The organism is Microbacterium phycohabitans (genome assembly GCF_032464935.1).
In the GTDB taxonomy this organism is placed as follows: Bacteria; Actinomycetota; Actinomycetes; order Actinomycetales; family Microbacteriaceae; genus Microbacterium; species Microbacterium phycohabitans.
Genome location: NZ_JAWDIT010000003.1, coordinates 479377 through 503332, shown reverse-complemented (window position 1 = coordinate 503332; position 23956 = coordinate 479377). Strand labels below are relative to the sequence as shown.

Genomic DNA, 23956 nt, shown 5'->3' with positions numbered 1-23956 from the left:
GTGAGCACAACCTCCGCGATGTGCACGACCTCCGTCGCCGGCGTCCTTTTCGGGCGGAGGTTGTGCGAATCGCGGAGATTGGGCGCGCGGGGCAGCCGAGGGGTGTGTGGGTGCAGCGTCCGCGATGTGCAGGAACTCAGTCGGATGCGTCCCGTTCGGGGCTGAGGTTGTGCGCATCACCGAGATTCTGTGCGCGGGGTGGATGAGCACCACCTCCGCGATGTGCACGACCTCCGTCGTCGGCGTCCTGTTCGGACGGAGGTTCTGCGAATCGCGGAGGTTGTGTCCGGGGCGTCGCCGCGGCTCCGCGGACACCACGCCGCGAGTCGCGTACCGGCGGATGCGATGCCGCCGAGCCGTCGCGACGACCACCGCCGCGTACGCGAGAGGCGTTGCGTCAGGTGGTCGCGGCGACCACGGCGTCGATGAGCGCGTCGAGCGCGGGCCCCTCGAGAGCCGGGCCGGGGAGCGCGTTCAGGTCGAGCACGGCGTTGAAGTAGAGACCGTCGCTGACGAGCAGCACCATCTGCAAGGCCGTCTCGTCGCGAGTGTGCGCGCGCAGGCTCTCTTCCCACAGCTCCCGCACGCGGCGTAGAGAGGCGGATGCCGTGTCGTTGCCGTTCTGTGCGAGACGGGACACCGCGAGGATCGTGACGTCGAGGGGCGAGCCGGTGTTCTGCGACGAGCGCAGGTGCGCGGCGACGACCCCCTCTGCGGACTTCTCGATCTCATCGACGTCTTCTTGAGCCAGGCGCTCGAGGCGTTCGACGAGGGCCGCTTCGAGTGCGCTCTTGGAGTTGAAGTGGTAGAGCAGCCCGCCCTTCGACACTCCGGCGCCGCGGGCCGTGGCGTCCATGGTCGCCGCTCGTTCACCCTCGTCGACGAGGATCGTCGTGAACGCGTCGAGGACGGCTTCGCGGGCGAGTGGGGGGCGGCTCATGACTCCTCGATCGTAATGGCGGATGACGCTGCTTCTCTGTTACTATACCGGCTGGACGGTTAAGAAACGGATCGGAAGCATGCTCACCTCGTCGTTGCCCACCTCGGAGATCGCCGTGACCCGCGCCGGCTGGCGTGGCTGGTTCGCGCTGGCGGTGCTCATGCTGCCCGTGCTGCTCGTCTCCGTCGACAACACGGTGCTGAGCTTCGCCCTGCCCGAGATCGCGTTGTCGCTGCAGCCGTCGAGCATCGAGCAGCTCTGGATCATCGACGTCTATCCGCTCGTGCTCGCCGGTCTGCTGGTCACGATGGGAACCCTGGGCGACCGGTTCGGTCGTCGGCGGCTGCTCCTCATCGGCGCCACCGGCTTCGCCGCGGTGTCCGCGCTGTCGGCCTTCGCTCCCACGGCGGCGCTCCTCATCGCGGGGCGCGCGCTCATGGGTGTCTTCGGCGCCATGCTCATGCCCTCCACGCTGTCGCTGTTGCGCAGCATCTTCCGCGATCGCGATCAGCGGCGCTTCGCCATCGCGATCTGGGCGTCGGGCTTCTCGGCGGGCGCCGCGCTCGGGCCGATCGTGGGCGGTTTCCTCCTCGAGCACTTCTCGTGGGGGTCGGTCTTCCTCATGGCGGTGCCGGTGCTCGTCCCGCTGCTGATCCTGGCCCCGTTCTTCGTGCCCGAGAGCCGCGACCCGCACCCGGGTCGCTTCGACCCCGTGAGCGTGCTGCTGTCGCTCGCGACGATGGTGCCGATCGTCTACGGCATCAAAAAGCTCGCGGTCGACGGCCCGCTCTCCCTCGCCCCCGTGCTGTTCGTCGTCGGCATCGTCTTCGGGTGGCTCTTCGTGCGCCGTCAGCGCTCGCTCCCGACCCCCATGCTCGACATGACGCTGTTCCGCCGGGGCACGTTCTCGGGCGCGATCCTGGTCAATCTCCTCAGCGTGGTCGGACTCGTCGGGTTCCTCTACTTCGTGGCCCAGCATCTCCAGCTCGTGGTCGGCCTCTCGCCCATGGTCGCCGGCTTCGCCCTGCTGCCAGGACTCGTGCTCATGATCGTCGCCGGACTGGCGGTGGTGCCCGTGGCCAAGCGCTTCGCGCCCCGCGTGGTCGTGCCGGTCGCGTTGACGTTCTCGGTCGTGGCGTACGCGATGGTCGCGGTGTCCACCGCCGACCTCGTCCAGCTCATCGTGGCGTTCGGGTTGCTCGGGATCGGCATCGGTGCGGCCGAGACGGTGTCGAACGAACTCATCCTCTCCAGCGCTCCGTCGGCCAAGGCGGGCGCCGCGAGCGCCGTGTCCGAGACAGCCTACGAAGTGGGCGCCGTGCTCGGCACGGCCGTGCTGGGCGGCATCCTGGCCGCGTTCTACCGTGCGGAGCTCGTCTTGCCCGACGGGCTGCCGGAGGCGGCGGCCCAGGGGGCGCGAGAGACCCTCGCCGGAGCCGTCGCCGTGTCGCAGACGCTCGACGATCCGGCGCTGGCCGAGGCGCTGCGTCTCGCCGCCGCGCACGCGTTCGACTCCGGTGTCGTGATCACGGCGCTGATCGGCGCGGGCCTGATCGTCATGGCCGCGGTGATCGCTGCCACTACCCTGGGAGGGTCCCGCGGCACGTCGACGAAGTGACGTGCCCCGAGCTCTGAGGAGAGCGATGTCGCGTGTCGTGAAGCTGGCCGTCATCCCCGGTGATGGCATCGGTCCCGAGGTCGTGGGGGAGGCCGTGAAGGTCCTCGACGCGGTCACCGCCGATTCGGGAGTGACGTTCGAGAAGACGCCGTTCTCGCTCGGAGCGGGCCGCTACCTCGAGACGGGCGACACCCTCACCGACGACGACCTGGCCGCCATCGCCTCGCACGACGCGATCCTCCTGGGCGCCGTCGGGGGAGTGCCGGGCGATCCGCGACTGAAGGACGCGAACATCGAACGCGGTCTCCTGCTCAAGCTGCGCTTCGAGCTCGACCACTACGTCAACCTCCGTCCGTCGAAGCTCTACCCCGGGGCGACCGGGCCGCTGGCCGAGCCGGGCGAGATCGACTTCGTCGTCGTGCGCGAGGGCACCGAGGGCCCCTACGTCGGCAACGGCGGCGCGATCCGACGCGGCACCCCGCACGAGGTCGCGAACGAGACGTCGGTCAACACGGCGTACGGCGTCGAGCGCGTCGTGCGCTACGCCTTCGCCCTGGCCGAGCGTCGTCGGCACAAGCTCACCCTCGTGCACAAGACCAACGTGCTCGTGCATGCCGGGGGTATGTGGAAGCGGATCGTGGATGCCGTGGCATCCGAGTTCCCGGGGGTCGACGTAGACTACCTGCACGTCGACGCGGCGACGATCTTCCTGGTCACGAACCCGGGCCGCTTCGACGTGATCGTCACCGACAACCTCTTCGGCGACATCCTGACCGACTTGGCCGGCGCCGTCACCGGTGGCATCGGCCTCGCCGCTTCGGGCAACATCAACCCCGACGGCGCTTTCCCCTCGATGTTCGAGCCCGTGCACGGATCGGCGCCCGACATCGCGGGATCCCAGAAGGCCGACCCCACGGCCGCGATCCTCTCCGTCGCCCTGCTGCTCGATCACCTCGGGCTGACCGACGAAGCCGCCCGCGTCACCCGCGCGGTCGAGGACGACATCGCGAGCCGTGACGGCGCCCGTACCACCGCTCAGATCGGCGACGCCATCGCCGCTCGCGTCCAGGCGTAACCTGGACCGATCGGCCCGCATCGCCCCCGGCACACGAAGAGTTTTGGATCACAGATGACGACCATCGACACCGACCCCGACACCGGACTCGACCCGCTCGAGTTCGCGGTCACCCGCAACCTCGCAGCCAAGAGCGCGGCCGACCGCGACGCCATCCTTGCCAGCCCCGGCTTCGGGCAGAACTTCACCGACCACATGGTCGACATCTGCTGGTCGGTGCGCGGCGGATGGCACCGCCCGCGCGTCTCGCCCTACGGCCCCATCTCCCTCGACCCCGCGGCCGCGGTGCTGCACTACGGCCAGGAGATCTTCGAGGGCATCAAGGCCTACCGGCACGCCGACGGCTCGGTGCACACGTTCCGCCCCGATCAGAACGGTCGGCGGCTGCAGCGCTCGGCTCGCCGTCTCGCCCTGCCCGAGCTGCCCGTTCCCTACTTCCTGCAGTCGCTGCGCGAACTCATCGCCGTCGACGGCGCGTGGGTCCCCTCGGGTGAAGACCAGAGCCTGTACCTGCGACCGTTCATGTTCGCCAAAGAGGCGTTCCTCGGCGTCCGCCCCGCGCACAAGGTCGCGTACTACCTGATCGCGAGCCCCGCCGGCGCCTACTTCAAGGGCGGCGTGCAGCCGGTCTCGATCTGGCTCAGCGAAGACTACTCGCGTGCCGGCAAGGGCGGAACGGGTGCGGCCAAGACCGGCGGCAACTACGCCGCGAGCCTGCTCCCGCAGTCCGAGGCCTACGAGAACGAGTGCGACCAGGTCGTCTTCCTCGACCAGGACCGCAACGTCGAGGAGCTCGGCGGCATGAACGTCGTGTTCGTCTACAAGGACGGCACCATCGTCACCCCGCAGTCCGACTCGATCCTCGAGGGCATCACGCGCGACTCGCTCCTGCAGCTCGCGCGCGACCGTGGCCACCACGTCGAGGGACGCAACGTCTCGCTGACCGAGTGGCGCGAGGGCGTGGCATCCGGTGACATCGTCGAGGTGTTCGCGTGCGGCACCGCGGCTGTGGTCACGCCGATCGGCACGCTCAAGGGACGCGACTTCATCGACGAGCAGCCCTCGGGCACGCTCGCCCTGGAGCTGCGCGAGGAGCTCACGAACATCCAGTACGGCCGCGCCGAAGACAAGCACGGCTGGCTGTACCGCCTCGACGCCTGACTCGCGTCGTTCTCGGAGGGGCTCCCGGATGCCGGGGGCCCCTCCGTCGTTCGTGCCGGGGATGTCGGCCTGGTCCCACGCATGGACGCGCTGCCCTCGTGTTTCCCGGCGCGGATCGCGTTCAAGCGTGCGAAGAGGCGGGCGGCCCGGGCCGGTGTCGGACCCCGCGGATAGGCTGGCCCGGTGAAGATCGCTCGATTCAGCCACCAGGATGCCCTTCGCTACGGGATCGTCGACGACGATCATCTCGTCGTGCTCGAGGGCGACCCCATGTTCGCCGGGTTCGGCACCACCGGCGAGCGCATCCCGCTCGCCGACGTGACGCTGCTCGCGCCCGTCATCCCCCGGTCGAAAGTCGTATGCATCGGGAAGAACTATCACGATCATGCGGCGGAGATGGGCGGCGAGGCGCCGGCCGAACCGCTCATGTTCCTCAAGCCCAACACCTCGGTGATCGGGCCCAACGACGTCATCGTGCGTCCCACGAGCCTCAGCTCCCAGACCGACTACGAGGGTGAGCTCGCCGTCGTCATCGGGCGCATCGCGAAGAACGTGCCCGCCGAACGGGCGGGGGAGTACATTTTCGGCTACACCGTCGCGAACGACGTCACCGCCCGTGACCTCCAGCGCACCGACGGCCAGTGGTCGCGCGCCAAGGGCTTCGATACCTTCTGCCCGGTCGGGCCCGTCATCGAGACCGATCTCGACGTGTCCGCCGCGTCGATCACCACGCGCGTCAACGGGGAGGTGCGCCAGCAGGGTCCCGTGTCCGACATGATCCACGACATCCCCACCCTCGTCGCCTACGCGTCCGCCGTGTTCACGCTGCTCCCCGGCGACCTCATCCTCACCGGAACCCCGGCCGGAATCGGGTCCTTCGTCGCCGGCGACGTCGTCGAGGTCGAGATCGACGGCATCGGGGTGCTGCGCAACACCGCCCGCGATGCCTGACACCGCCGCGCCGGCGGGCATCGATCTCGCCGCGACACAGCGCCGCACGGTGCGCGTGCTCGCGGCGGGCCAGGTGCTCACCGGCGTGGCGTTCGGAGCGACCCTCTCCCTCGGCGCCCTGCTCGCGGCCGACCTGTCGGGGCAGGAAGCCCTGTCGGGCTTCGCCACGGCGTCGGTCACGCTAGGGGCCGCCCTCACCGCGATCCCGCTCGCGCGACTCGCTGCGCGCCGCGGGCGTCGCCTCGCCCTGACCACCGGCAACATCGCTGCGCTGACGGGCATCGCGGTCGTCATCGCCGCGGCCGCGACACGGGCGTTCCCCCTCCTGCTCGTCGGTATCGCGCTGATCGGGGCCGGTAACGCCGCCACCCTGCAATCGCGATTCGCGGCGACCGACCTCGCGCCCACCGCACGACGCGGTCGTGACCTCGCCACGGTCGTGTGGGCCACCACGGTCGGCGGGGTGGTCGGTCCGCTCCTGCTCGCGCCCGGCGAACTCCTCGGGGCGAGCATCGGGATGCCGCGCCTCACCGGTGCGTACCTGTTCTCGTTCGCCGCTCAGGCGTGCGCCTTCGCGCTCTACGTCCTGGTCCTGCGCCCCGACCCGCTCCTGTTGGCCCAGCGTCTCGACCGCGAGAGCGCGGCGTCCGCCCCCGTGGCACCCCAGACGGACCGGCCCGCGCTCGCGCGCTTCGCGATGCTCGCCGTCGCCGCGTCGCACGTGACCATGGCGTCGGTGATGGCGATGACGCCCGTTCACCTGTCGCACATCGTCGCCCCGGATGCCGTGACCCTGGCCGTGGGCGTCACCATCGCGCTGCACGTGTTCGGGATGTACGGGTTGTCGCCGGTGTTCGGCATCCTCGCGGATCGCTGGGGTCGCATCCCGGTGATCCTGCTTGGCCAGGTGCTGCTCGCGGCGGCGCTCGTCGCCGCGGCCGCGTTCGCCGACAGGCAGGTCGGTGTGCTGGTCGCGCTGGTACTGCTCGGTCTCGGGTGGAGCGCGGCGACCGTCGCCGGCTCGGCGCTGCTGACGGAGGCGACTCCGCTCGCGCTGCGACCGCGCCGGCAGGGTCGCAGCGACACGCTCATGACGGCCTCGGCGGCGGTGGGGTCGATCCTGGCGGGACTGATCCTCGGGCTCGCCGGCTACGGCGGACTGGCGCTCTGGGCGTTCGTTCCCGTCGGCCTGGTCTGCCTGGGCGCGTCGCTCGTCGGGCGAGCTCCTGTCGCGTCCGCCCGCGCGTGAGGAGTCGCGCCGTGGCGCGCTCGCGCGACGGCGCGTGACACCTCGAGCCCCTGCGGGCAGGGGCCAACTCGCGTCAGATCGCGTACACCAAACCGTCGAACGCCGACAGGTTTTCGATCCCGCGCACGCCGAGGGCGTGCAGCGCCCGGTCGACATCGCGCTCGTCGTTGAAGACGTGGAAGGCCACCCGGGCCCGACCCGCGCGGCCCGATGCGGTGATGCCGTGCGCGGTCAGCTGCGCGAGGGCTTCGCCGGTGGCATCCGGCCACGTGACGATGGCGGAGGGACGCTCGGGGTGGGCGAGCCCGAGGCCGTCGCGGAAGCGCGCGGCGAGGCCCGTCGTGTGCGTGTAGGTCGCGGTGATGTCGGCGTCGGCGAACAGGGCGAGCGCGGGAGCCGCCCCGACGAACGCCTGCCACGCGGGCGAGACGTCGAAGCGGCGCGCGTCGGGGGCGAGCGTGCCGCCGGTGCCGTAGCACGACGACCACGGGTCGTCGCCGGAGTACCAGCCGGCCTGCACCGGGCGGATCTCGTCCGCGAGCGCGGGGGACAGGGTGAGGAACGACACGCCCCGGGGGCAGCACAGCCACTTGTACGCGTGGCACACGGTCGCGTCGAACATGGTCGCGTCGACGGGTAGCCACCCCGCGGCCTGGGTCAGGTCGCAGAGGGTCCGCGCTCCCGCGCGTGCCGCGGCGGCGGCGATGCCCGCGGCATCCGCCACCTCTCCGGTGGCCGACTGCACGAGCGAGAACGCGACGAGCCAGGTGTCGGGGGCGATGGCGGCGGCGAGCTCCGACAGGGGAGCGGTGCGCAGCCGGATGCCTCGACCCGCGTGCGCGAAGGGGGCGACGAGCGACGAGAAGTCGCCCTCGGCGCACAGCACCTCCGCGCCGTCGGGAACCGATGTGGCGATCAGCGACACCTGCACCGAGGTCTGCGAGCCGATCGCCACGTGACTCACCGGTGTGCTCACGAGGCGAGCAAAGGAGGCCCGGGCCTCCTCGACCGCCTGCGAGGCCGCGACGACGTCGGGACGACCGGATGCCGCGGCATCGAGGTCGGCGCGGACGGCGCGCACCGTGGCGCGGGACGGGAGTCCGACGGTGCAGGCGGCGAGGTAGTCGCGGCCGCCGGCGAAGTGCGTGGCGAGGCTGCTCATGGAACCAGGGTCGCGCGCCGCCGGTCATTGCACTAGAGCAGGTGTTGCATGAGAAGCATCCATTCTGCTTATGTGTCGTCATGAGCGACATCGACGACGGTCTCGACGCCCACGGACTCCGCGTCGTCAAGGCGATCGCCGACACCGGCTCGATCACCGCTGCCGCGCGGGCCCTCGGCTACAGTCAGCCCGCGGTCAGCCAGCAGCTGCGCCGCCTCGAGCACCGCGCGGGGATGCCCGTCGTCGAGCGCGTCGGTCGCGGCGTGCGACTCACCGAGGCCGGGTGGGTTCTCGCGCGTCACGCCGCGACGGTCACGACCGCCTTGGATGCCGCAGCCGGCGACCTCGCGGAGCTGCGCGGCCTGCGCGCCGGCCGCGTGCGGATCGCGGCGTTCCCCTCGGCGTCGTCGACCGTCGTGCCGCGTGTCATCGCGGCGGTCACGGCCCGCCGCCCGGGCGTGTCGATCAGCTTCGTCGAGGCGGAACCCCCGGAGGCCATCTCCGCGGTGCGGGAGGACCGCGCCGACATCGCCCTGATCTACAGCTACCCCGGTGATCGCCGCGAGCAGCTCACGCAGGCCGCCGCCGGCCTGTCGGTCCGCCGTCTGGGCGACGACGACACCGTCGTGGTCGTCCCCGCGGAGCATCCCGCCGCCTCCGACGACCCGATCGACCTGTCGAAGCTGGCGGGGGAGCGGTGGATCGCCGGCTGCCCCCAGTGCCGCGGCCATCTGCTCGAGGCCTGCGGGCGCGCGGGGTTCACGCCCGACATCGCGTTCGAGACCGACAACTACGTCGCCGTCGAGAACCTCGTCGCGCTCGGGGTCGGCATGGCCATCCTGCCGCGCATGGCCGTGGCATCCCTCCCCCTCCTCGCCGGTATCGCGGTGCCGCGCCTTCCCGGGGAGGAGGCACGCACCCTCCACGTCGTCACCGCCCGAGGAGCCGAGAGCGTGCCCGCGGTGGGTGCGGCCCTCGAGGTCGTCGCCGAGGTGGTGGCCGAGCATCGACGCACCTCGGGGACCGGCGGCGCCCGCCGGTAGGATCGAGGGGATGTCTGCCACGCCCGATCCCCGCACCACGACCGCCACCGGCGCCGACGTTCGCGTTCGGTTCTGCCCCTCACCGACGGGGTTGCCGCACGTCGGTCTCATCCGCACGGTGTTGTTCAACTGGGCGTACGCCCGGCACAACGGCGGCACGCTCGTCTTCCGCATCGAAGACACCGACGCCGCGCGCGACAGCGAGGAGAGCTACCAGCAGCTCCTCGAGGCACTGCGGTGGATGAATATCGACTGGGACGAGGGTGTCGAGGTCGGCGGTCCGCACGCCCCCTACCGTCAGTCCCAGCGCCACGAGATCTACCGCGAGGTGCTCGACGAGCTCATCGCCGCCGGCGCCGTGTACGAGAGCTACTCGACGGCGGAGGAGATCGACGCCCGCAACGAGGCGAACGGCCGCGCCAAGCAGCTCGGCTACGACAACTTCGACCGCGACCTCACCGACGAGCAGAAGGCGGCGTTCCGCGCCGAAGGGCGTCAGCCCGCGTGGCGTCTGCGCGTTCCCGATCACGACCTCAGCTACGTCGACCTCATCCGCGGCGAGGTGACCTTCCCGGCAGGATCCTTCCCCGACTTCGTGCTCGTGCGCGCCGGGGGAGTGCCGCTCTACCCCTTCGTGAACCCGGTCGACGACGCGCTCATGGGCATCACCCACGTCATCCGCGGCGAAGACCTCATGCCCTCCACGGCCCGTCAGCTGGCGCTGTACTCGGCCCTGGTGGATGCCGGGGTCACGACGTTCATCCCGCGCTTCGGTCACATGCCGCTGGTGCTGGGCGAGACGGGCAACAAGAAGCTCTCGAAGCGCGACCCGCAGGCCGACCTGTTCCTGCAGCGCGAGAAGGGCTTCATCCACGAGGGCCTGCTCAACTACCTCTCGCTGCTGGGCTGGTCGCTCGCGAGCGACCGCGACGTGTTCTCGCTGGAGGAGATGATCGCCGCGTTCGACATCGCCGACGTCAACCCGAACCCCGCGCGCTTCGACCAGAAGAAGGCCGAGGCGATCAACGGCGACCACATCCGGATGCTGGATGCCGATGACTTCGCCGCCCGGATCGTCCCGTACCTCGCGGGCGCGGGGCTGATCGCCGAGGATCCGTCGCCGGAGCACCGGGCGATCATCGCCGAGGCCGCGCCTCTCGTGCAGGAGCGCGTGCAGCTCCTCGGCGAGGTGCCGGGGATGCTCGGCTTCCTCTTCGTCTCCGACGTGACCTACGCCGAGGACGCCCTGAAGGGTCTCCCCGCCAATGCGGCCGAGGTGCTCACGGCATCCGTCCGCGCCCTCGAGGGCGTCGACGACTTCACCACCGCCGGTGTGCAGGCGGCCCTGTCGACGGCGCTCGTGGACGAGCTCGGTCTCAAGCCCCGCGTGGCCTACGGTCCGCCGCGCGTCGCCCTGACGGGCCGGCGCGTGTCGCCGCCGCTGTTCGAGTCGATGGAGCTGCTCGGCAAGGCCGAGACGCTGCGCCGCCTCGAGGCGCTGGTGCAGCACCTGGGCTGAGCGATCCTGCGGGCTCGACTCCCGGCTCACTCCCGCCGGGGTGCCGGGTGTCGGGCGTTCCGTGCGCGCAGGGGATCGCGGGTGACGATCGCGCCCGCGCGGGTGAATGGAGGCAGCTCCCGCCGCCGGCGGTGCGGGTGGCCGCCCGAAGATGGGAACTCGCGCCCGCGCGGGGAACAGCCCCTCCTCGGGCAGGCGACCCGAGAAGAGGCCCGCATGTCGAGACCGTCGAACCCCGAATCGCCCGTTCCCGTCCTCCGACCGGCTCGACGAACCGTCCTGCAAGCGGGTGCATGGGCGCTCCCCGCTGTTGTCGCGGGAGCAGCCGTCCCCGCTCACGCCGCGACGTCGGAGACGCAACGTCTGTCCATCGATGTCCGGGAGACCACTCGACCGGCGGACTCGCAGAACGTCGCGTGGGGAGACGCGGTCTCGGTCGTTGCTCGGATCGGGTCGGGGGAGGGGATCGCCACCGCGGGAGCCGCGGTGGCTCTGAGCGCGTCCGACCTTCCCGGACTCTCGTTCTCGCCGGACGCGGGCGTGACCGACGTCGACGGAGAGTTCCGATCCACCCTGTCGTCGACGGCCGGCACGACATTCGGGCCGGCGACGGTCACGGCCGTATCGGGGGCGGGTTCCGGCTCGATGAGTGCGTTCGCGACCGTGCGGTACGCCGGCACGAACGTCCTGGCCACGGGTGCGGGCGATCGAGGTGGGCTCGGCACCGGTGATGCCGCGGCCAGGAGATCTCCGTCCCCCGTGTATCCGGCTTTTCCGTACCGCGTGACGAAGATCGCGCAGGGACCGGATTTCACCCTCTTCCTGACCGCTGACGGCGACGTGTACGCCGCAGGGTCGAACGGCTCCTGGATGCTCGGGATCGGCGACAGCACCCCGGGTTTCGGGTTCGACGGGCACACGGTCGCCGTCGACATGGACAGTGAGGTCCCGCGTCGCGTGCGCGGCCTCGCCCATGTTGTCGACATCGCCACCGGAGGCACCTTCGGGGTGGCCCTGACGGCGTCAGGCTCGGTCTACACCTGGGGGGATCTCTCGGCCAGCGAGGGGGCGGTCGGGCTGAGCCTGCCGACACGACTCCAGAGACTCGACGGTGCAGATGCGTCGCCGGTGCAGGTGGCTGCCGGTCGGACGACGGCATACGCCCTCCTCGCGGACGGAACGGTGCGTTCCTGGTCGGCCCGGGCCGCGTTCGGGCAACTCGGGGACAATGAAGCTGCCGGATCCGACGGTGTCTTCGCGGGAGCGACCTCGACGATCGCCACGGTCATGTGGAAGAAGGATTCGTCGACGATCGAGCCCCTCGGCCATGTCACGCAGATCTCGGCCGGGGCCGAGTTCGCCTGCGCGCTCCGCGACGATGGCACGGTGGTCGCTTGGGGGGCCGGTGCGGGGGGTCAGCTCGGCACCGGAGATACTCCTCGAGGACGATCGGTCGCGGCGTCCGTCGGGCGCGACGCGTCGACGCCGCTCACCGGGGCGGTGCAGGTTTCGGCTGGCGGGACCTCGGGCTACGCCGTCCTCGATGATCACACTCTCGTCGCGTGGGGTGACAACGCCGCGGGGCAGCTCGGGATCGGAACCCGTGCGTCATCGTCGTGGGCGGTCGACGTCGCGGTTGCCGACGTCCGTGAAGTATCGGGTGGGGTATCGACCGCTCACGTTCGCGATGGCTCGGGAGCGGTGTTCGGGTGGGGTCTGAACGCGACCGGTGCGGTGGGCGACGGTAGCGCGGACGGTACGATCGTCTCCCGGCCGGCGCAACTGGACGTGCAGGAGCGGCCCATCCTGGCCCTCGGAGTCGGGTCCGGTTCGGCGCTGCGTCACCTCGTCGTCGCCGACCCGGTGATGGACGCCCACGGTTCGCCGCGGCTCTCCCTCAGGACGGCAGACGACGTCGTCGCGAGCGGATCCGTCGTCGAGGTCGAAGGGGCGGTGCTCTACGCCGACGGATCGCCGGTCGCGGGACAGACCCTCCAATTCGGCGCGACAGGAATCGGGGTTTCATTCGTCGACGACGTCGCCTCCGGCATCACCGATGCGCGCGGCTGGGCGAGGGTGTCGCTGCGGACGACGGGAGGATACTCGCTGGGTATCGTCGCTCTCACCGTCGCGCAGGGATCGCAGGTGGCGCGCCAAGACATCCACGTGGTCGGTGGCAACGCCCTGGCTGTGGGGTCCATGTCTCCGTGGTACGGACTCGGCACGGGGCGCGTGGGTGCGAACGGTGTCGACGCCGCGGCCGGTGCACCTCTCGTGTCCGCTCTCGAGGGGCGGATCGTGAGCGCGGCGAGCTCCTGGGGCAACTCCTTCTTCGTGACGGCGGATGGAGCCCTGCACGCGGTGGGCGCGGACTTCTTCCGCACACTCGAACGCATCACGGGATACGACCAGAGCAACGGATTCTTCGGCGTGGGGGACCCCGCGGAGATCATGCCGTACGTCACGACGATCACGGCCTTTCCGGGCTTCACCGACGCTCGGCAGGTCGTCTGCAGCCGTGGCACGGTCTACGTCCTGCGTGCGAACGGCAGCGTCGTGACGTGGGGTGATTATGCTTTCGGCGCCTTCGGCGACGGAACGGTCGCCAGCGACCTGGAAGACGACAGCGACCCGACGAGCTACCCCACCGGCAGTCGCGAAGACCCTCGTCCTCGCGTGATCCCGGATCTCGAGGGTGTCGCGCAGCTCTCGCCGATGATGTTCGGCTGTGTGGCATTGCTGAACGATGGTCGCGTCGTGGGGTGGGGCAGGAACGACGACAATCAGGTAACCGGGGTCTCGACGGCCGATCAGCCGCGTCCGGTGACGATCCCCGTGCCGGCATCGCAACAGGTGGCGGGATCCGCGAGATCTGCTTACGCGTTGACGAATGACGGGCGCGTGTTCGCATGGGGTGGTAACGGATCCGGCCAGATCGGCGACGGATCGTCGGAGACGCGAACCGCCCCCGTCGACGTCGGCCTGACGGACGTGCGGGCGATCGTCGCGGGGGAGAGCAGCGCGTACGCCCTCGACGGCAACGGTGACGTCTGGGCCTGGGGCGCGAACGACGTGGGCCAGCTGGGTGACGGTTCGACGACCGATTCATCGAGTCCGCAGCGGGTCCCCGGTCTTTCGGGTGTTCGGCAGATCGCCGCAACCGCGAGAACGGCCTATGCCCTGTGCTCTGACGGACGCGTCCTGGCTTGGGGCGCGGGCGAGGGACGTGGCGTGTCGGGCCGCGCCCTGTCCCCGACGCTGGTCGTGGGAGGGATGACCGATCAGGATGCCGTCCCGTCCTTCAGCGCCGGTGGTCCGGGAACGACGGTGCTGCACATCCTCCGTCGTCGCTGAGGCGCGCCGCGCCGCGGACCGCCGGAGAACAGGCCCGCGACGCGCGCGGGCTGCCGCCGGTTTGGCGCTGGAGCCCGCGTCACGTAAGCTTGATCCTCGGCACGAGTTACGGCTCAGCGCCTTGGGGTATGGTGTAATTGGCAACACGGCGGTTTCTGGTTCCGTTGTTCTTGGTTCGAGTCCAGGTACCCCAGCTTTGAGAAAAGCCCCGGTGATCGCGAAGATCACCGGGGCTTTCGCTTTCTCAGCCCGTCCTTACGCCGACGCGGCACACTGGACGCATGGGACTCTTCGTACAGCGACCCGAAGAACCGAGCGAGTGGGCCGGTCTTCCCGGTGAGCCGGCGCGTCCGCGCTCGCGCGCCGAGGTGCTGCCCGACGAGGAGGGCCCCGGAACCTCTCCCGAGGGCCTCCTCGGTCTCCTCGACGCGCCGGTGGCCTCGATCGAGGTCCCGGTCGTTCCCACCGACGACCCGAGCGCGCGGGACTGACCGCGCGGCGACGACGATCGCCCGCGCGCCGTCGCTACCATCCGATCGAGGGATGCCATCGGCATCCACCCCGCGGAAGAAGGTCACCGTGAAGCGTTCCGCCGTCGCCGTCGCTGCGATCGTGTTGCCGTTGATGGTCGCGGGGTGCACGCCGGCGGGATCCGACCCCATCACGCCGACCGGCAGTGCCGCCGCACCCTCCCCGACGCCGTCGTCCGAGGGGCAAGCGCTCCCGCCGGCGATCGTCGTGCCGGCGGACCTCGCGGGGACCGACGTGAGCGTGGCCATCGGGAGCGCGGTGGTCCTCGCCGTGCCCGACGGGACCGAGGCGGAGTGGACCGGCTCGACGGCGGAGGTGACCGTCGCGGAGTTCTCGGCGGGAGGCCCGTCGGAGGGGGCGGTGTTCCGGCCCGGTTTCATCGCCCGCGCGCTCGGGACGACGGCGGCGACGACCACCGGCCCCGACGGGCAGCAGGTCGACTTCACGATCTCCGTCGTCGCGCCCTAGTCCCGGCGCTTCCCGCCCGCCGACGCTCGCTGACCGCCGTCACCCCCGGCTGCCCTGGCGGGCGGCATCCCGAGATGCTGTCCTGCCCAGCCGATCGGTGAGGAACGGCGCTCGACCCGACGGAAGTCCGTGGGTGCGGGAGCTGGAGGCGTCCTGCGCGCATGCCTGCGTAAATCTGTTGCCCTCTGTGGTTTCGTGTTGTACTGTGTGGGAATCTTCGAAGGAGATCCCGTGTACGCAATGGAGCGCCAGCAGCTCATCGAGCGCGAACTGCGCGAGGTCGGACGCGTCAGCGTCGTAGACCTTGCCCGCCGCTTCGACGTGACCACCGAGACGGTGCGCCGCGACCTCGACCGCCTCGAGAGCCTCGGCTCCCTCCGTCGCGTGCACGGCGGTGCCGTCGACGCCGGTCGCGCGAGTACCGCGGAGTCTCCGCTCACCGAACGCCGAGAGCGGCACGGCGATGCGAAGCGCGCGATCGCCGCCGCGGCCGTCGCTCTGTTGGGCCCGGACTTCCGCGGCTCGGTCTTCCTCGACGCCGGCACGACGCCCGCCGCGGTCGCCGCTCTCCTGCCCGAGGCTCTCGGAGCGGGTATCGCCGGGGTCGAGGTCGTCACGCACTCGCTCGAAGCCGCGCACGTGCTCTCGGGCGACGACCGGCTGTCGTTGACCACCATCGGCGGCCGCGTCCGCGGGGTCACCGCCGCCGCCGTCGGCGCGCACACCGTACGCACGATCCGCCAGCTGCGGCCCGACATCGCCTTCGTCGGCACCAACGGTCTCAGTGCGGGATTCGGCCTCAGCACGCCCGACCCCGACGAGGCCGCGGTGAAGGCCGCCATCATCCAGTCGGCCCGCCGCGTCGTCCTCGTCGCGGACGCGGCCAAGTTCGGAGAGGAATTGCTCGTGCGCTTCGCCCAGCTCGACGAGATCGACGTTCTCGTGACCGATGCGGCACCGCCCGCCGACCTGGCCGAGGCCCTCGCCGACGCCGACATCGAGGTGCGGGTCGCATGATCGTCACCCTGACCGCCAACCCGTCCGCCGACCGTGCCGTCGTGCTGTCCGACGCCCTCGTCCCGGGCGAGGTTCAGCGTGCGGTGTCGTCGCGCGAGGATGCCGGAGGCAAGGGCGTCAACGTCGCCCGCGTCGTGACGGCCGCCGGTGCCCCGGCCCGGGCCGTCGTGCCGGTCGGTGCTCACGACCCGTACCGCGTGCTGCTCGAGGACACCGGCATCGCCCTCGACATCGTCGAGGTGGCCGGTCGCGCCCGCGCGAACCTCACCATCACCGACCCCACCGGGGAGACCACGAAGCTCAACCTGCCCGGTGCCGAGCTCAGCGCCGTCGAGGCCGAGGCGCTCACCGCGGGCGTGGTCGCGGCCGCCGAGGGCGCGACCTGGCTCGTGCTTGCCGGGTCCCTGCCTCCCGGGGTGCCCGCGTCGTTCTACGCCGACCTCGTCTCCGCCGTCCGCGGACGCTGGGGCGCCGCCGCCCCGCTCATCGCGGTCGACGCCTCCGGCGAGGCTCTCGCCGCGGTCGTCGAGAGCGCTCGTCCCGACCTCATCAAGCCGAACCACGAGGAGCTCGCCGAGCTGGTCGGGGAAGACCCGTCCCTCGATGCCGATGTCCTCGCCGAGGCCGCCCGGCGCGCAACGGCCCTCGTGCCCGGCCGCGTGGCATCCGCTCTCGTGACCCTCGGTGCCGACGGTGCGCTGCTGTTCACCGCCGACGGCGCGTGGCGCGGACGCGCCCCCAAGATCCAGGTCGCCAGCACGGTCGGCGCGGGCGACAGCTCGCTCGCCGGCTACCTGTTGGCCGACCTCGAGGGGGCTCCGGCCCCCGACCGTCTCGCGCGCAGCATCGCTTACGGTGCCGCTGCCGCGACCCTGCCGGGGACCCAGGCCCCGACACCGGCCGATCTGCCCGCGGGCCCGATCGCCGTATCCAATTTCGCCACCCCCATCGCAACATCCTGACCACGGAGGTCACTGACAATGTCCGACATCATCACTCCGGAGCTCGTCACCCTCGACGTGCCCCTGGGCACCGACAAGCAGTCGGTGATCCGCGCCCTCGCCGAGCGCGTCGTCGCGCAGGGCCGCGCGACCAGCGCCCAAGAGCTTTTCGACGACGCGTGGGCCCGCGAGCAGAAGGACGAGACCGGCCTGCCCGGCGGTATCGGCATCCCGCACGCGCGCAGCGCGTCGGTCACCGAGCCGACCCTCGCCTTCGCCCGCCTCACCCCGGGCGTCGACTTCGGCGCCCCCGACGGCCCGGCCGACATCGTGTTCCTCATCGCCGCACCCGCCGGTGCCGACGAGGCGCACCTCGCGGTGCTGTCGCAGCTGGCTCGCAGCCTCATGAACGACCAGTTCATGTCCGGCCTGCGCGCCGCGCAGACGCCCTCGGACGCGGTGCGCATCATCACGGATGCCGTGAACCCGGCCCCCGCGCAGCCGGCGGCCGCCGAGGCCCCCGCTGCGACCCGCGCCGAGGCGCGCACCGCCACGGCGACGAAGACGAAGAAGATCGTCGCCGTCACCGCGTGCGCCACGGGCATCGCCCACACCTTCATGGCTGCCGACGCCCTCACCGCGGCCGGTGCCGAGACCGACGGCGTCGAGCTCGTCGTCGAGCCGCAGGGTTCGAGCGGATACAAGGCCCTCCCGCAGAGCGTCATCGACGACGCCGACGCCGTGATCTTCGCGGTCGACGTCGACGTGCGCGAGCCGCAGCGCTTCGCGGGCAAGCCCGTCGTGCGCGCCGGCGTCAAGCGCGGCATCGAGCAGCCGAAGCAGCTCATCGCCGAGGCCCTCGCCGCCAGCGAGAACCCGAACGCCGCGCGCGTGCAGGGCGGTGCCGCCGCGGCATTCGCGTCGGACGCTCCGGTGGCGCAGCAGTCGGTGGGCCGTCGCATCCAGCGGTGGCTGCTCACCGGTGTCAGCTACATGATTCCCTTCGTCGCCGGTGGCGGTCTGCTCATTGCGCTGGGCTTCCTGCTCGGCGGATATCAGGTGACGCAGAACGCCGCCAACGTCATCATCCAGAACTCGCTGTGGGACCTCCCGACCGAGGGCATCACCTCCCCGCTCGGACCGGTCGGCCAGTACCTCGGCTCGGTGGCGTTCATGATCGGCGCGACCTCGATGGGCTTCATCGTCGCCGTGCTCGCGGGCTTCATCGCCTACGCGATCGCCGACCGCCCGGGTATCGCGCCCGGATTCGTCGCCGGTGCCGTCGCGGTGCTCATGAACGCGGGCTTCATCGGCGGCATCATCGGCGGTCTGCTTGCCGGTTTCATCGCCTGGTGGCTCGGCCGCTTCGACGCGCCGCGCTGGCTGCGCGGACTCATGCCCGTCGTCATCGTGCCGTTCCTCGGCTCGATCTTCGCCTCGGGCCTGATGATCCTGTTCCTCGGTCGTCCGATCGCCGCCCTCATGGCCGCCCTCACCGACGGCCTCAACTCGCTCGCCGCCTCCGGTGCCGGTGCGATCCTGCTCGGCGTGATCCTCGGTCTCATGATGTGCTTCGACCTCGGTGGCCCGGTCAACAAGGTCGCCTACGTCTTCGCCACCACGGGCCTCGCCGCCGCCACCCAGACCAACACGGCTCCGTACCTGATCATGGCCGCCGTCATGGCCGCCGGCATGGTCCCGCCGCTGGCCATGGCCCTGGCCTCGACGCTGCTCGCGCGCAAGAAGTTCACTCCGGTCGAGCGCGAGAACGGTGCCGCCGCGTGGCTGCTGGGCGCCTCGTTCATCTCCGAGGGTGCCATCCCGTTCGCGGCGGCCGACCCGCTGCGCGTCATCCCCGCCTCGATGGTGGGCGGTGCGATCACGGGTGGTCTGAGCATGCTCTTCGGTGTGCAGTCGTTCGCCCCGCACGGCGGCATCTTCGTCTTCTTCGCGATCAACCCCTTCTGGGGTTTCGCCCTCGCGATCGTGGCGGGTACCGTCGTGACGGCGCTCATCGTCGTCGCCCTCAAGGGCGTCGGTCGCAGCACCAAGGACGCCGCCGTCACCGAGGCTGCGCCCGCAGTCACGGTCGCCGCGTAACACCCCCGTCGAATCGGAAGGATTCACCATGGCAGAACGTCAGGCCACCATCGCCAGCGCCTCGGGCCTCCACGCCCGTCCTGCGAAGCTCTTCGTGCAGGCCGTGCAGGAGAAGAAGGTCCCCGTCACGATCGCGGCCCAGGGCGGTCCCGACCTCAACGCCGGCAGCATCCTGTCGCTCATGGGTCTCGGCGCCGGTCACGGCACGGTCGTGACGCTCAAGGCCGAGGGCGAGGGTGCCGAGCAGGCGCTCGACGAGCTCGTCGCCCTGCTCGAGACCGACCTCGACGCGCAGTAAGCACCTCGCACCAGAACACCGGATGCCACGGGCCTGAGGGCTCGTGGCATCCGGTGTTCTGGTTTCGAAGCGGGCCCGTCAGCGTCGGGGTGGCGTTGCGCGAGCGGGAAGAATTCCTGAGATCTGCGTGATGTGCTGCCGGACACGCCGTGGCGACCGACGCCGACGGTCGAAGGCTCCGGAGTTCGGCCCGCCCGCGGCCTCAGACCTCGACCGAATCGCCTGGCTTCAGATCGACGAAAGAGCCGCCGTTCTGCTCCACCGCCCACGTCAGGCGGGCATCGCCCATCTGCTTGCCGGCGACCGAGAGCGTCATGTCGTGGGTGGCGAAGACCCGCTCGGGTTTGACCGCGAGGACGTAATCGATGGCATCGCCGATCTTGAGCCACGGCGCCCCGACCGGAGCGGCGAGAAGGGCCACCTTCTTGTGCTTCGGCACGGCGTAGGAGTCGCCGGGGTAGTAGAGCGCGTCGTTGACGAGGACGCCGACGTTGTCGACCACGGGGATCGATTCGTGGATGACTTCGTGGCGTCCGCCGAAGAACTCGAGGTGGAAGGGGCCGAGGTCCAGTCGGTCACCGGGGTTCACGACTGTGATCTCGAAGCCCGCCGCGGCGTTCCGCACGCCCTCGGGCCCGTAGATTGGCACGTCCGGGTGCGCCTTCTGCAGGCGCGTGAGGTGTTCGGGCGTCCAGTGGTCGGCGTGCTCGTGCGTGATCACCACTCCGACGAGGCCCGTGAGCTCTTCGAGGGGAGAGGTGAAGCTCCCGGGGTCGATGACGAGCGTGTGCCCGGACTCGACGACGACGAGGGCGGCGTGTTCGTGTTTCGTGAGGCGCATACCCCGATCCAACTCCCGGATGCCACGGGGCGGCAAGCGCTGGCGCGGAAGGTGAACAGCGTCTATCGCCTCTTCCGTTGGCCGCCCGATCGCGGTACCGTGGCCGGACACGCCCGGGATATCGGTGGCTCGGCCCTGATTTTGCGTGCGCGTCATTCGTGGTGCATACTTGAACACGTTGCGACGCGGCCCCATCGTATAGCGGCCTAGTACGCCGCCCTCTCACGGCGGTAACGCGGGTTCGAATCCCGCTGGGGTCACCAACACGAAGAAGAGCCTCGACCGAATGGTCGGGGCTCTTCTTCGTTGTCGGCGGCTTCGGCTGGACGAGGAGCTGCATGCGCGGGTTGGGCCCCGCCGCCCGGAGGCTCCGCGCGCTGCGAAGCGGCGCGTGGAGGGGGCGGAGGGAGAATCCCGCTGGGGTCACCAACACGAAGAAGAGCCTCGACCGAATGGTCGGGGCTCATTTTCGTTGTCGGCGACTTCAGCAGGACGAGGAGCTGTATGTGCGGGTTGGGCCCCACCGCCCGGAGGCTCCGCGCGCCCTGAAGCGGCGCCGAGCCGCGGCTCAGACCCCCGCGGAATCGGTCGAGTGCATCGAAACCGGACGCCGGGCCCTTGGCATCCGCCTCGCTCCGACCTTCCGGCTCAGCCCTGTCGTGCGGCGCGGCGACGGCGGACGACCCGGCGCACGCCCCACACCGCGGCGGCGGCGATCCCGGCCACGACGACCCACGGCAGCAGGAAGCCCAGGCCGATCACGATGCCGTTGAGCGTCGCCACGAGGCCGTTCCATCCCGCGGCGAGGCCGTCGCCGAAGCCCGCCGGATCGGCGGTGACGGATGCCGTGCGCGCGGTCAGCTGCACGCTGAGCGTCGACATCGCCACCTGCGACGACAGCGACTGGAGGATCTGCCGGTCGCTGTCGAGCTGCGCCTGGCGATCGGCGAGAGCGGTCTCGGCGGCGATCAGGTCGGACACCGATCCGGCCTGCGCCATCAGCTCGGTCAGGCGGGCGACGGACGCCTCGCCCGCGGCCACCCGCGCACGCAGGTCGATGGCCTGGTCGGTGACGTCGGACCGGGTCACACTGGTCGCGGTGACCTCGCCCACGGTGCCCAGGCCGTCCATCACCGCGGCGAGCGAGTCGGCGGGGACCCGGACGGTGATCCAGCCCGACGAGAGCGTCGCGCCCGTCGAGACTCCTTCGAGGGGCATCACGACGCCGCCGTCGCCGAGCTGAGAGGATTCGACATACCCGCCGGCCGCGGTGGCGGCGTTGCCGATCGCCTCGATCGCGGTGCCGATGTCGTCGACGGCGACCGTGCTGGACCCCGTGGAGACGATCTCCCGCGCGGAGGCGTCCGTCGACGACGAGGCGTCGGAGCGTGCTCCCGCACCGCTCTGGCCGGGGGCCACGGGCGCGGACCCGGCCTCCGAGCCGGCGAAGCCCTGGGCGGATTGATCGATCGTCCCGCCCTCGGGTGCGCTGTCGCCGGCACCCGCGACGGTCGACGAACCGCTGACGCCCGAGGTGGTGCTGAGCGAGGGGCCGACGACGGCGGCGACCACGATGACGGCGGCGGCGGCGCCGACGCCCGTCCAGACGGCGCGTCGACGCCGACGACGGCGGTCGCGTTCGTCGGCGATCCGTCCGAAGACGGCGGTCTCGATGGCATCCATCCGGTCGGGGGACAGGGAGGGCAGGGTGGGCGCGTTCATGGGGTCTCCGTCTCCATCGCGGTGGCGCGCATCCGGGATCGGATGCGGGAGAGGCGGTTGCGTACCGCGCCGTGCGAGACGCCCAACGTCGCCGCCGCCGCCTCGTACCCGTAGCCCTCGGCGGCGCACAGGCGGAAGATCTCCCGGTCGAGCTCGCTCAGTCGGTCGACGGCCGCGAGGATCGCGGCGACCGTCTCGGCCTGGACGACCTGCGCTTCCACGTCGACGACGGAGGGGATCTCCGCGTCGAGCGCCGCGTGCGAACCGTGACGTCGCCGTGCGCGCAGGCGATTCTGCGCCTGCAGGCGGCAGATCGTCGCGAGCCAGGGGAGGAGCGAGTCCCCCTCGAGGCGAAGAGCGGGGATCTTCCGCCACGCGACGACGAACGTCTCCTGGGTGACGTCCTCGGCGTCAGCAGCCTGGCCGACGAGCCCGAAGGCCACCCAGTACACGGGCCGCACGTAGGCGCGGTACAGGGTGCGGAACGCCGCTTCCGAGCCGCCGGCGGCGCGCGCGACCAGCATCCTGTCGTCGATCACGTCGTCGGTCATCGGCATCCACTTCTCGTCCGGGCGAGGCTCTGCGAGCACTCTCTCACTCAGAGGTGTCGGTGCGCGGCCGATCGTCTCACGCAACGACGCACGTAATGAGAACTACGTGCACAACCCGGGGGCGGGCGGAGTCCGCTCGATAGACTCGATCGCTTCCCCCGATGAAAGGCCCCCGCGATGGAGCTGCAGCTCGACCCGCTCTTCCAGACCATCACGTTGGTGGTGCTGGTCGTCATCCTGATCGCCGACCTGCTGATCATCCTCAAGCGTCCGCACATCCCGGCGCCGAAGGAGTCGACGCTCTGGGTCATCTTCTACGTGACGCTCGCGCTCATCTTCGCGGGCGTGCTGTGGATCGTCGCCGGGGGAGAGGTGGCGGGTCAGTTCGTGGCCGGCTGGCTCACCGAGTACAGCCTGTCGATCGACAATCTCTTCGTCTTCGTGCTGATCATGGGGCAGTTCGCCGTGCCGCGCCGCTATCAGCAGGAGGTGCTGATGGTGGGCATCATCATCGCGCTGATCCTGCGGGGGGCGTTCATCCTCGTCGGCGCGACGATCATCGAGAACTTCAGCCCGATCTTCTACCTGTTCGGCCTGTTCCTGATCTACACCGCGATCCGCCAGGCGTTCCCCGGCGACGACGATGACGACAGTCAGAAAGAGAACCTCATCGTGCGGACGCTGCGCCGCGTGCTGCCGATGAGCGACTCGTACGACGGAAAGAAGGTCATCACCCGCGTCAACGGCAAGAAGCTGTTCACGCCGATGATCATCGTGTTCGTGGCGATCGGCGTGACCGACCTGCTCTTCGCCATCGACTCGATCCCCGCGATCTTCGGCATCACGCAGAGCCCGTTCATCGTGTTCACCGCGAACCTCTTCGCGCTCATGGGCCTGCGCCAGCTCTACTTCCTGCTCGGCGACCTGCTCGATCGCCTGAAGTACCTGCACTATGGCATCGCGTTCATCCTCGCCTTCATCGGCGTGAAGCTCATCCTGCACGCGATGCACGTCAACGAGCTGCCGTTCCTCAACGGCGGAGAGCCCATCGAGTGGGCTCCCGAGATCTCGACGTGGGTCTCGCTCGCGGTGATCATCCTGTCGATGGCGGTGGCGACGGTCGCGAGCCTCGTCGCCGCGCGGCGCGAGCCGTCTGCCGAGGGACCTCAGGATGCCGCGGCCGAGGTCGCCGACGAGAAGGGCACCCCCGCGACGGTGGAACAGCCCGAGCGCGACTGACCCTCGCGCGACTGACCCTCGCGCGACACGTCTGCGTCCTGTGCGGCCCGAGTCGCCTGTCGCCCCCCTTGTCCCACTTCTCGGGGTGCGTGTCCCACTTGTGGTCGGTCGAGGGCGCGCCAACCGGCCATAAGTGGGACGAGGGTCTCGGCCGGGCGGGCGGCATCCGCGGTCGG

The 23956-nt window shown here is 70.6% G+C and carries 20 protein-coding genes and 2 tRNA genes; 17 read left to right on the top strand and 5 right to left on the bottom strand.

The annotated features are described in order from the left end of the window. Positions 1–397: 397 nt before the first annotated feature. Positions 398–940: a TetR family transcriptional regulator gene (locus RWH44_RS11015; protein ID WP_316004594.1), complete on the bottom strand. Its 543-nt coding sequence runs from the start codon at positions 938–940 to the stop codon at positions 398–400. A gap of 79 nt (positions 941–1019) precedes the next feature. Here RWH44_RS11015 and RWH44_RS11010 point away from each other — a divergent pair, with 79 nt between their 5' ends. The 5 genes from RWH44_RS11010 to RWH44_RS10990 all read left to right on the top strand — a co-directional run bounded on the left by RWH44_RS11010 (position 1020) and on the right by RWH44_RS10990 (position 6994). Further along, positions 1020–2558 carry an MFS transporter gene (locus RWH44_RS11010; protein WP_316004593.1) on the top strand — a complete coding sequence of 513 codons (1539 nt, stop codon included), beginning with the start codon at positions 1020–1022 and terminating at the stop codon, positions 2556–2558. Between the two features lie 25 nt (positions 2559–2583). Continuing rightward, a complete protein-coding gene (locus tag RWH44_RS11005) occupies positions 2584–3633 on the top strand; it encodes a 3-isopropylmalate dehydrogenase (protein WP_298872201.1) in 1050 nt (349 codons plus the stop codon). A gap of 54 nt (positions 3634–3687) precedes the next feature. Further along, positions 3688–4794 (top strand): branched-chain amino acid aminotransferase, encoded by a 1107-nt coding sequence (locus RWH44_RS11000; RefSeq protein ID WP_316004592.1) that lies wholly within the window; start codon positions 3688–3690, stop codon positions 4792–4794. A gap of 183 nt (positions 4795–4977) precedes the next feature. Next, entirely contained in the window at positions 4978–5745 is a 768-nt protein-coding gene (locus RWH44_RS10995; RefSeq protein ID WP_298872208.1) for a fumarylacetoacetate hydrolase family protein, read from the top strand. Then, positions 5738–6994 carry an MFS transporter gene (locus RWH44_RS10990; protein ID WP_316004591.1) on the top strand — a complete coding sequence of 419 codons (1257 nt, stop codon included), beginning with the start codon at positions 5738–5740 and terminating at the stop codon, positions 6992–6994. The genes RWH44_RS10995 and RWH44_RS10990 overlap by 8 nt, the downstream gene beginning before the upstream one ends. Positions 6995–7067: 73 nt before the next feature. Here the strand turns inward: RWH44_RS10990 and RWH44_RS10985 are convergent, their stop codons facing one another. Next, a complete protein-coding gene (locus RWH44_RS10985; protein WP_316004590.1) occupies positions 7068–8156 on the bottom strand; it encodes an aminotransferase class V-fold PLP-dependent enzyme in 1089 nt (362 codons plus the stop codon). Positions 8157–8236: 80 nt separating this feature from the next. Here RWH44_RS10985 and RWH44_RS10980 point away from each other — a divergent pair, with 80 nt between their 5' ends. From RWH44_RS10980 to RWH44_RS10935, 10 genes are all read left to right on the top strand, one after another. Beyond that, a complete protein-coding gene (locus RWH44_RS10980; RefSeq protein WP_316004589.1) occupies positions 8237–9199 on the top strand; it encodes a LysR family transcriptional regulator in 963 nt (320 codons plus the stop codon). A 10-nt stretch (positions 9200–9209) separates the two neighbouring features. Then, on the top strand, positions 9210–10718 hold the full coding sequence (gene gltX, locus RWH44_RS10975; protein ID WP_316004588.1) for a glutamate--tRNA ligase: 1509 nt from the start codon (positions 9210–9212) through the stop codon (positions 10716–10718). Between the two features lie 216 nt (positions 10719–10934). Continuing rightward, the gene (locus RWH44_RS10970; RefSeq protein WP_316004587.1) at positions 10935–14072 is read left to right on the top strand and encodes an RCC1 domain-containing protein; all 3138 of its coding nucleotides are present in this window, start codon (positions 10935–10937) and stop codon (positions 14070–14072) included. A gap of 122 nt (positions 14073–14194) precedes the next feature. Continuing rightward, positions 14195–14266: transfer RNA gene (locus tag RWH44_RS10965), tRNA-Gln, on the top strand. Between the two features lie 87 nt (positions 14267–14353). Then, complete coding sequence (locus tag RWH44_RS10960; protein WP_316004586.1) at positions 14354–14563, top strand: hypothetical protein; 210 nt, start codon at positions 14354–14356, stop codon at positions 14561–14563. An 88-nt stretch (positions 14564–14651) separates the two neighbouring features. Then, a complete protein-coding gene (locus tag RWH44_RS10955; protein ID WP_316004585.1) occupies positions 14652–15071 on the top strand; it encodes a hypothetical protein in 420 nt (139 codons plus the stop codon). A gap of 231 nt (positions 15072–15302) precedes the next feature. After that, positions 15303–16088, top strand: a complete 786-nt coding sequence (locus RWH44_RS10950) for a DeoR/GlpR family DNA-binding transcription regulator (RefSeq protein ID WP_316004584.1) — start codon at positions 15303–15305, stop codon at positions 16086–16088. Then, the gene (locus RWH44_RS10945; protein WP_316004583.1) at positions 16085–17050 is read left to right on the top strand and encodes a 1-phosphofructokinase family hexose kinase; all 966 of its coding nucleotides are present in this window, start codon (positions 16085–16087) and stop codon (positions 17048–17050) included. The genes RWH44_RS10950 and RWH44_RS10945 overlap by 4 nt, the downstream gene beginning before the upstream one ends. Before the next feature lie 18 nt (positions 17051–17068). Beyond that, positions 17069–19129: a PTS fructose transporter subunit IIABC gene (locus RWH44_RS10940; RefSeq protein ID WP_316004582.1), complete on the top strand. Its 2061-nt coding sequence runs from the start codon at positions 17069–17071 to the stop codon at positions 19127–19129. A 28-nt stretch (positions 19130–19157) separates the two neighbouring features. Further along, a complete protein-coding gene (locus tag RWH44_RS10935; RefSeq protein ID WP_058623374.1) occupies positions 19158–19427 on the top strand; it encodes an HPr family phosphocarrier protein in 270 nt (89 codons plus the stop codon). 202 nt (positions 19428–19629) lie between these two features. On the opposite strand, the gene RWH44_RS10930 is transcribed toward RWH44_RS10935, so the two are convergent. Beyond that, a complete protein-coding gene (locus tag RWH44_RS10930; protein ID WP_316004581.1) occupies positions 19630–20268 on the bottom strand; it encodes an MBL fold metallo-hydrolase in 639 nt (212 codons plus the stop codon). 187 nt (positions 20269–20455) lie between these two features. Here RWH44_RS10930 and RWH44_RS10925 point away from each other — a divergent pair. After that, a tRNA-Glu gene (locus tag RWH44_RS10925) sits at positions 20456–20531 on the top strand. Between the two features lie 385 nt (positions 20532–20916). Here RWH44_RS10925 and RWH44_RS10920 read toward each other — a convergent pair. Beyond that, positions 20917–21990 (bottom strand): DUF4349 domain-containing protein, encoded by a 1074-nt coding sequence (locus tag RWH44_RS10920; protein WP_316004580.1) that lies wholly within the window; start codon positions 21988–21990, stop codon positions 20917–20919. Next, complete coding sequence (locus RWH44_RS10915) at positions 21987–22541, bottom strand: RNA polymerase sigma factor (protein WP_298872247.1); 555 nt, start codon at positions 22539–22541, stop codon at positions 21987–21989. Before RWH44_RS10915 ends, RWH44_RS10920 begins: the two co-directional genes overlap by 4 nt. A 177-nt stretch (positions 22542–22718) precedes the next feature. On the opposite strand from RWH44_RS10915, the gene RWH44_RS10910 reads away from it, so the two are divergent. Then, positions 22719–23780: a TerC/Alx family metal homeostasis membrane protein gene (locus tag RWH44_RS10910; protein WP_316004579.1), complete on the top strand. Its 1062-nt coding sequence runs from the start codon at positions 22719–22721 to the stop codon at positions 23778–23780. Positions 23781–23956: the final 176 nt, after the last annotated feature.

Coding starts and splice junctions, on each gene's coding strand:
- RWH44_RS10970 (WP_316004587.1), top strand. CDS start 10,935: ATGTCGAGACCGTCGAACCCCGAATCGCCCGTTCCCGTCCTCCGACCG.
- RWH44_RS10935 (WP_058623374.1), top strand. CDS start 19,158: ATGGCAGAACGTCAGGCCACCATCGCCAGCGCCTCGGGCCTCCACGCC.
- RWH44_RS10915 (WP_298872247.1), bottom strand. CDS start 22,541: ATGACCGACGACGTGATCGACGACAGGATGCTGGTCGCGCGCGCCGCC.
- RWH44_RS11015 (WP_316004594.1), bottom strand. CDS start 940: ATGAGCCGCCCCCCACTCGCCCGCGAAGCCGTCCTCGACGCGTTCACG.
- RWH44_RS11010 (WP_316004593.1), top strand. CDS start 1,020: ATGCTCACCTCGTCGTTGCCCACCTCGGAGATCGCCGTGACCCGCGCC.
- RWH44_RS10945 (WP_316004583.1), top strand. CDS start 16,085: ATGATCGTCACCCTGACCGCCAACCCGTCCGCCGACCGTGCCGTCGTG.
- RWH44_RS11000 (WP_316004592.1), top strand. CDS start 3,688: ATGACGACCATCGACACCGACCCCGACACCGGACTCGACCCGCTCGAG.
- RWH44_RS10930 (WP_316004581.1), bottom strand. CDS start 20,268: ATGCGCCTCACGAAACACGAACACGCCGCCCTCGTCGTCGTCGAGTCC.
- RWH44_RS11005 (WP_298872201.1), top strand. CDS start 2,584: ATGTCGCGTGTCGTGAAGCTGGCCGTCATCCCCGGTGATGGCATCGGT.
- RWH44_RS10980 (WP_316004589.1), top strand. CDS start 8,237: ATGAGCGACATCGACGACGGTCTCGACGCCCACGGACTCCGCGTCGTC.
- RWH44_RS10990 (WP_316004591.1), top strand. CDS start 5,738: ATGCCTGACACCGCCGCGCCGGCGGGCATCGATCTCGCCGCGACACAG.
- RWH44_RS10940 (WP_316004582.1), top strand. CDS start 17,069: ATGTCCGACATCATCACTCCGGAGCTCGTCACCCTCGACGTGCCCCTG.
- RWH44_RS10920 (WP_316004580.1), bottom strand. CDS start 21,990: ATGAACGCGCCCACCCTGCCCTCCCTGTCCCCCGACCGGATGGATGCC.
- RWH44_RS10910 (WP_316004579.1), top strand. CDS start 22,719: ATGGAGCTGCAGCTCGACCCGCTCTTCCAGACCATCACGTTGGTGGTG.
- RWH44_RS10960 (WP_316004586.1), top strand. CDS start 14,354: ATGGGACTCTTCGTACAGCGACCCGAAGAACCGAGCGAGTGGGCCGGT.
- RWH44_RS10985 (WP_316004590.1), bottom strand. CDS start 8,156: ATGAGCAGCCTCGCCACGCACTTCGCCGGCGGCCGCGACTACCTCGCC.
- gltX (WP_316004588.1), top strand. CDS start 9,210: ATGTCTGCCACGCCCGATCCCCGCACCACGACCGCCACCGGCGCCGAC.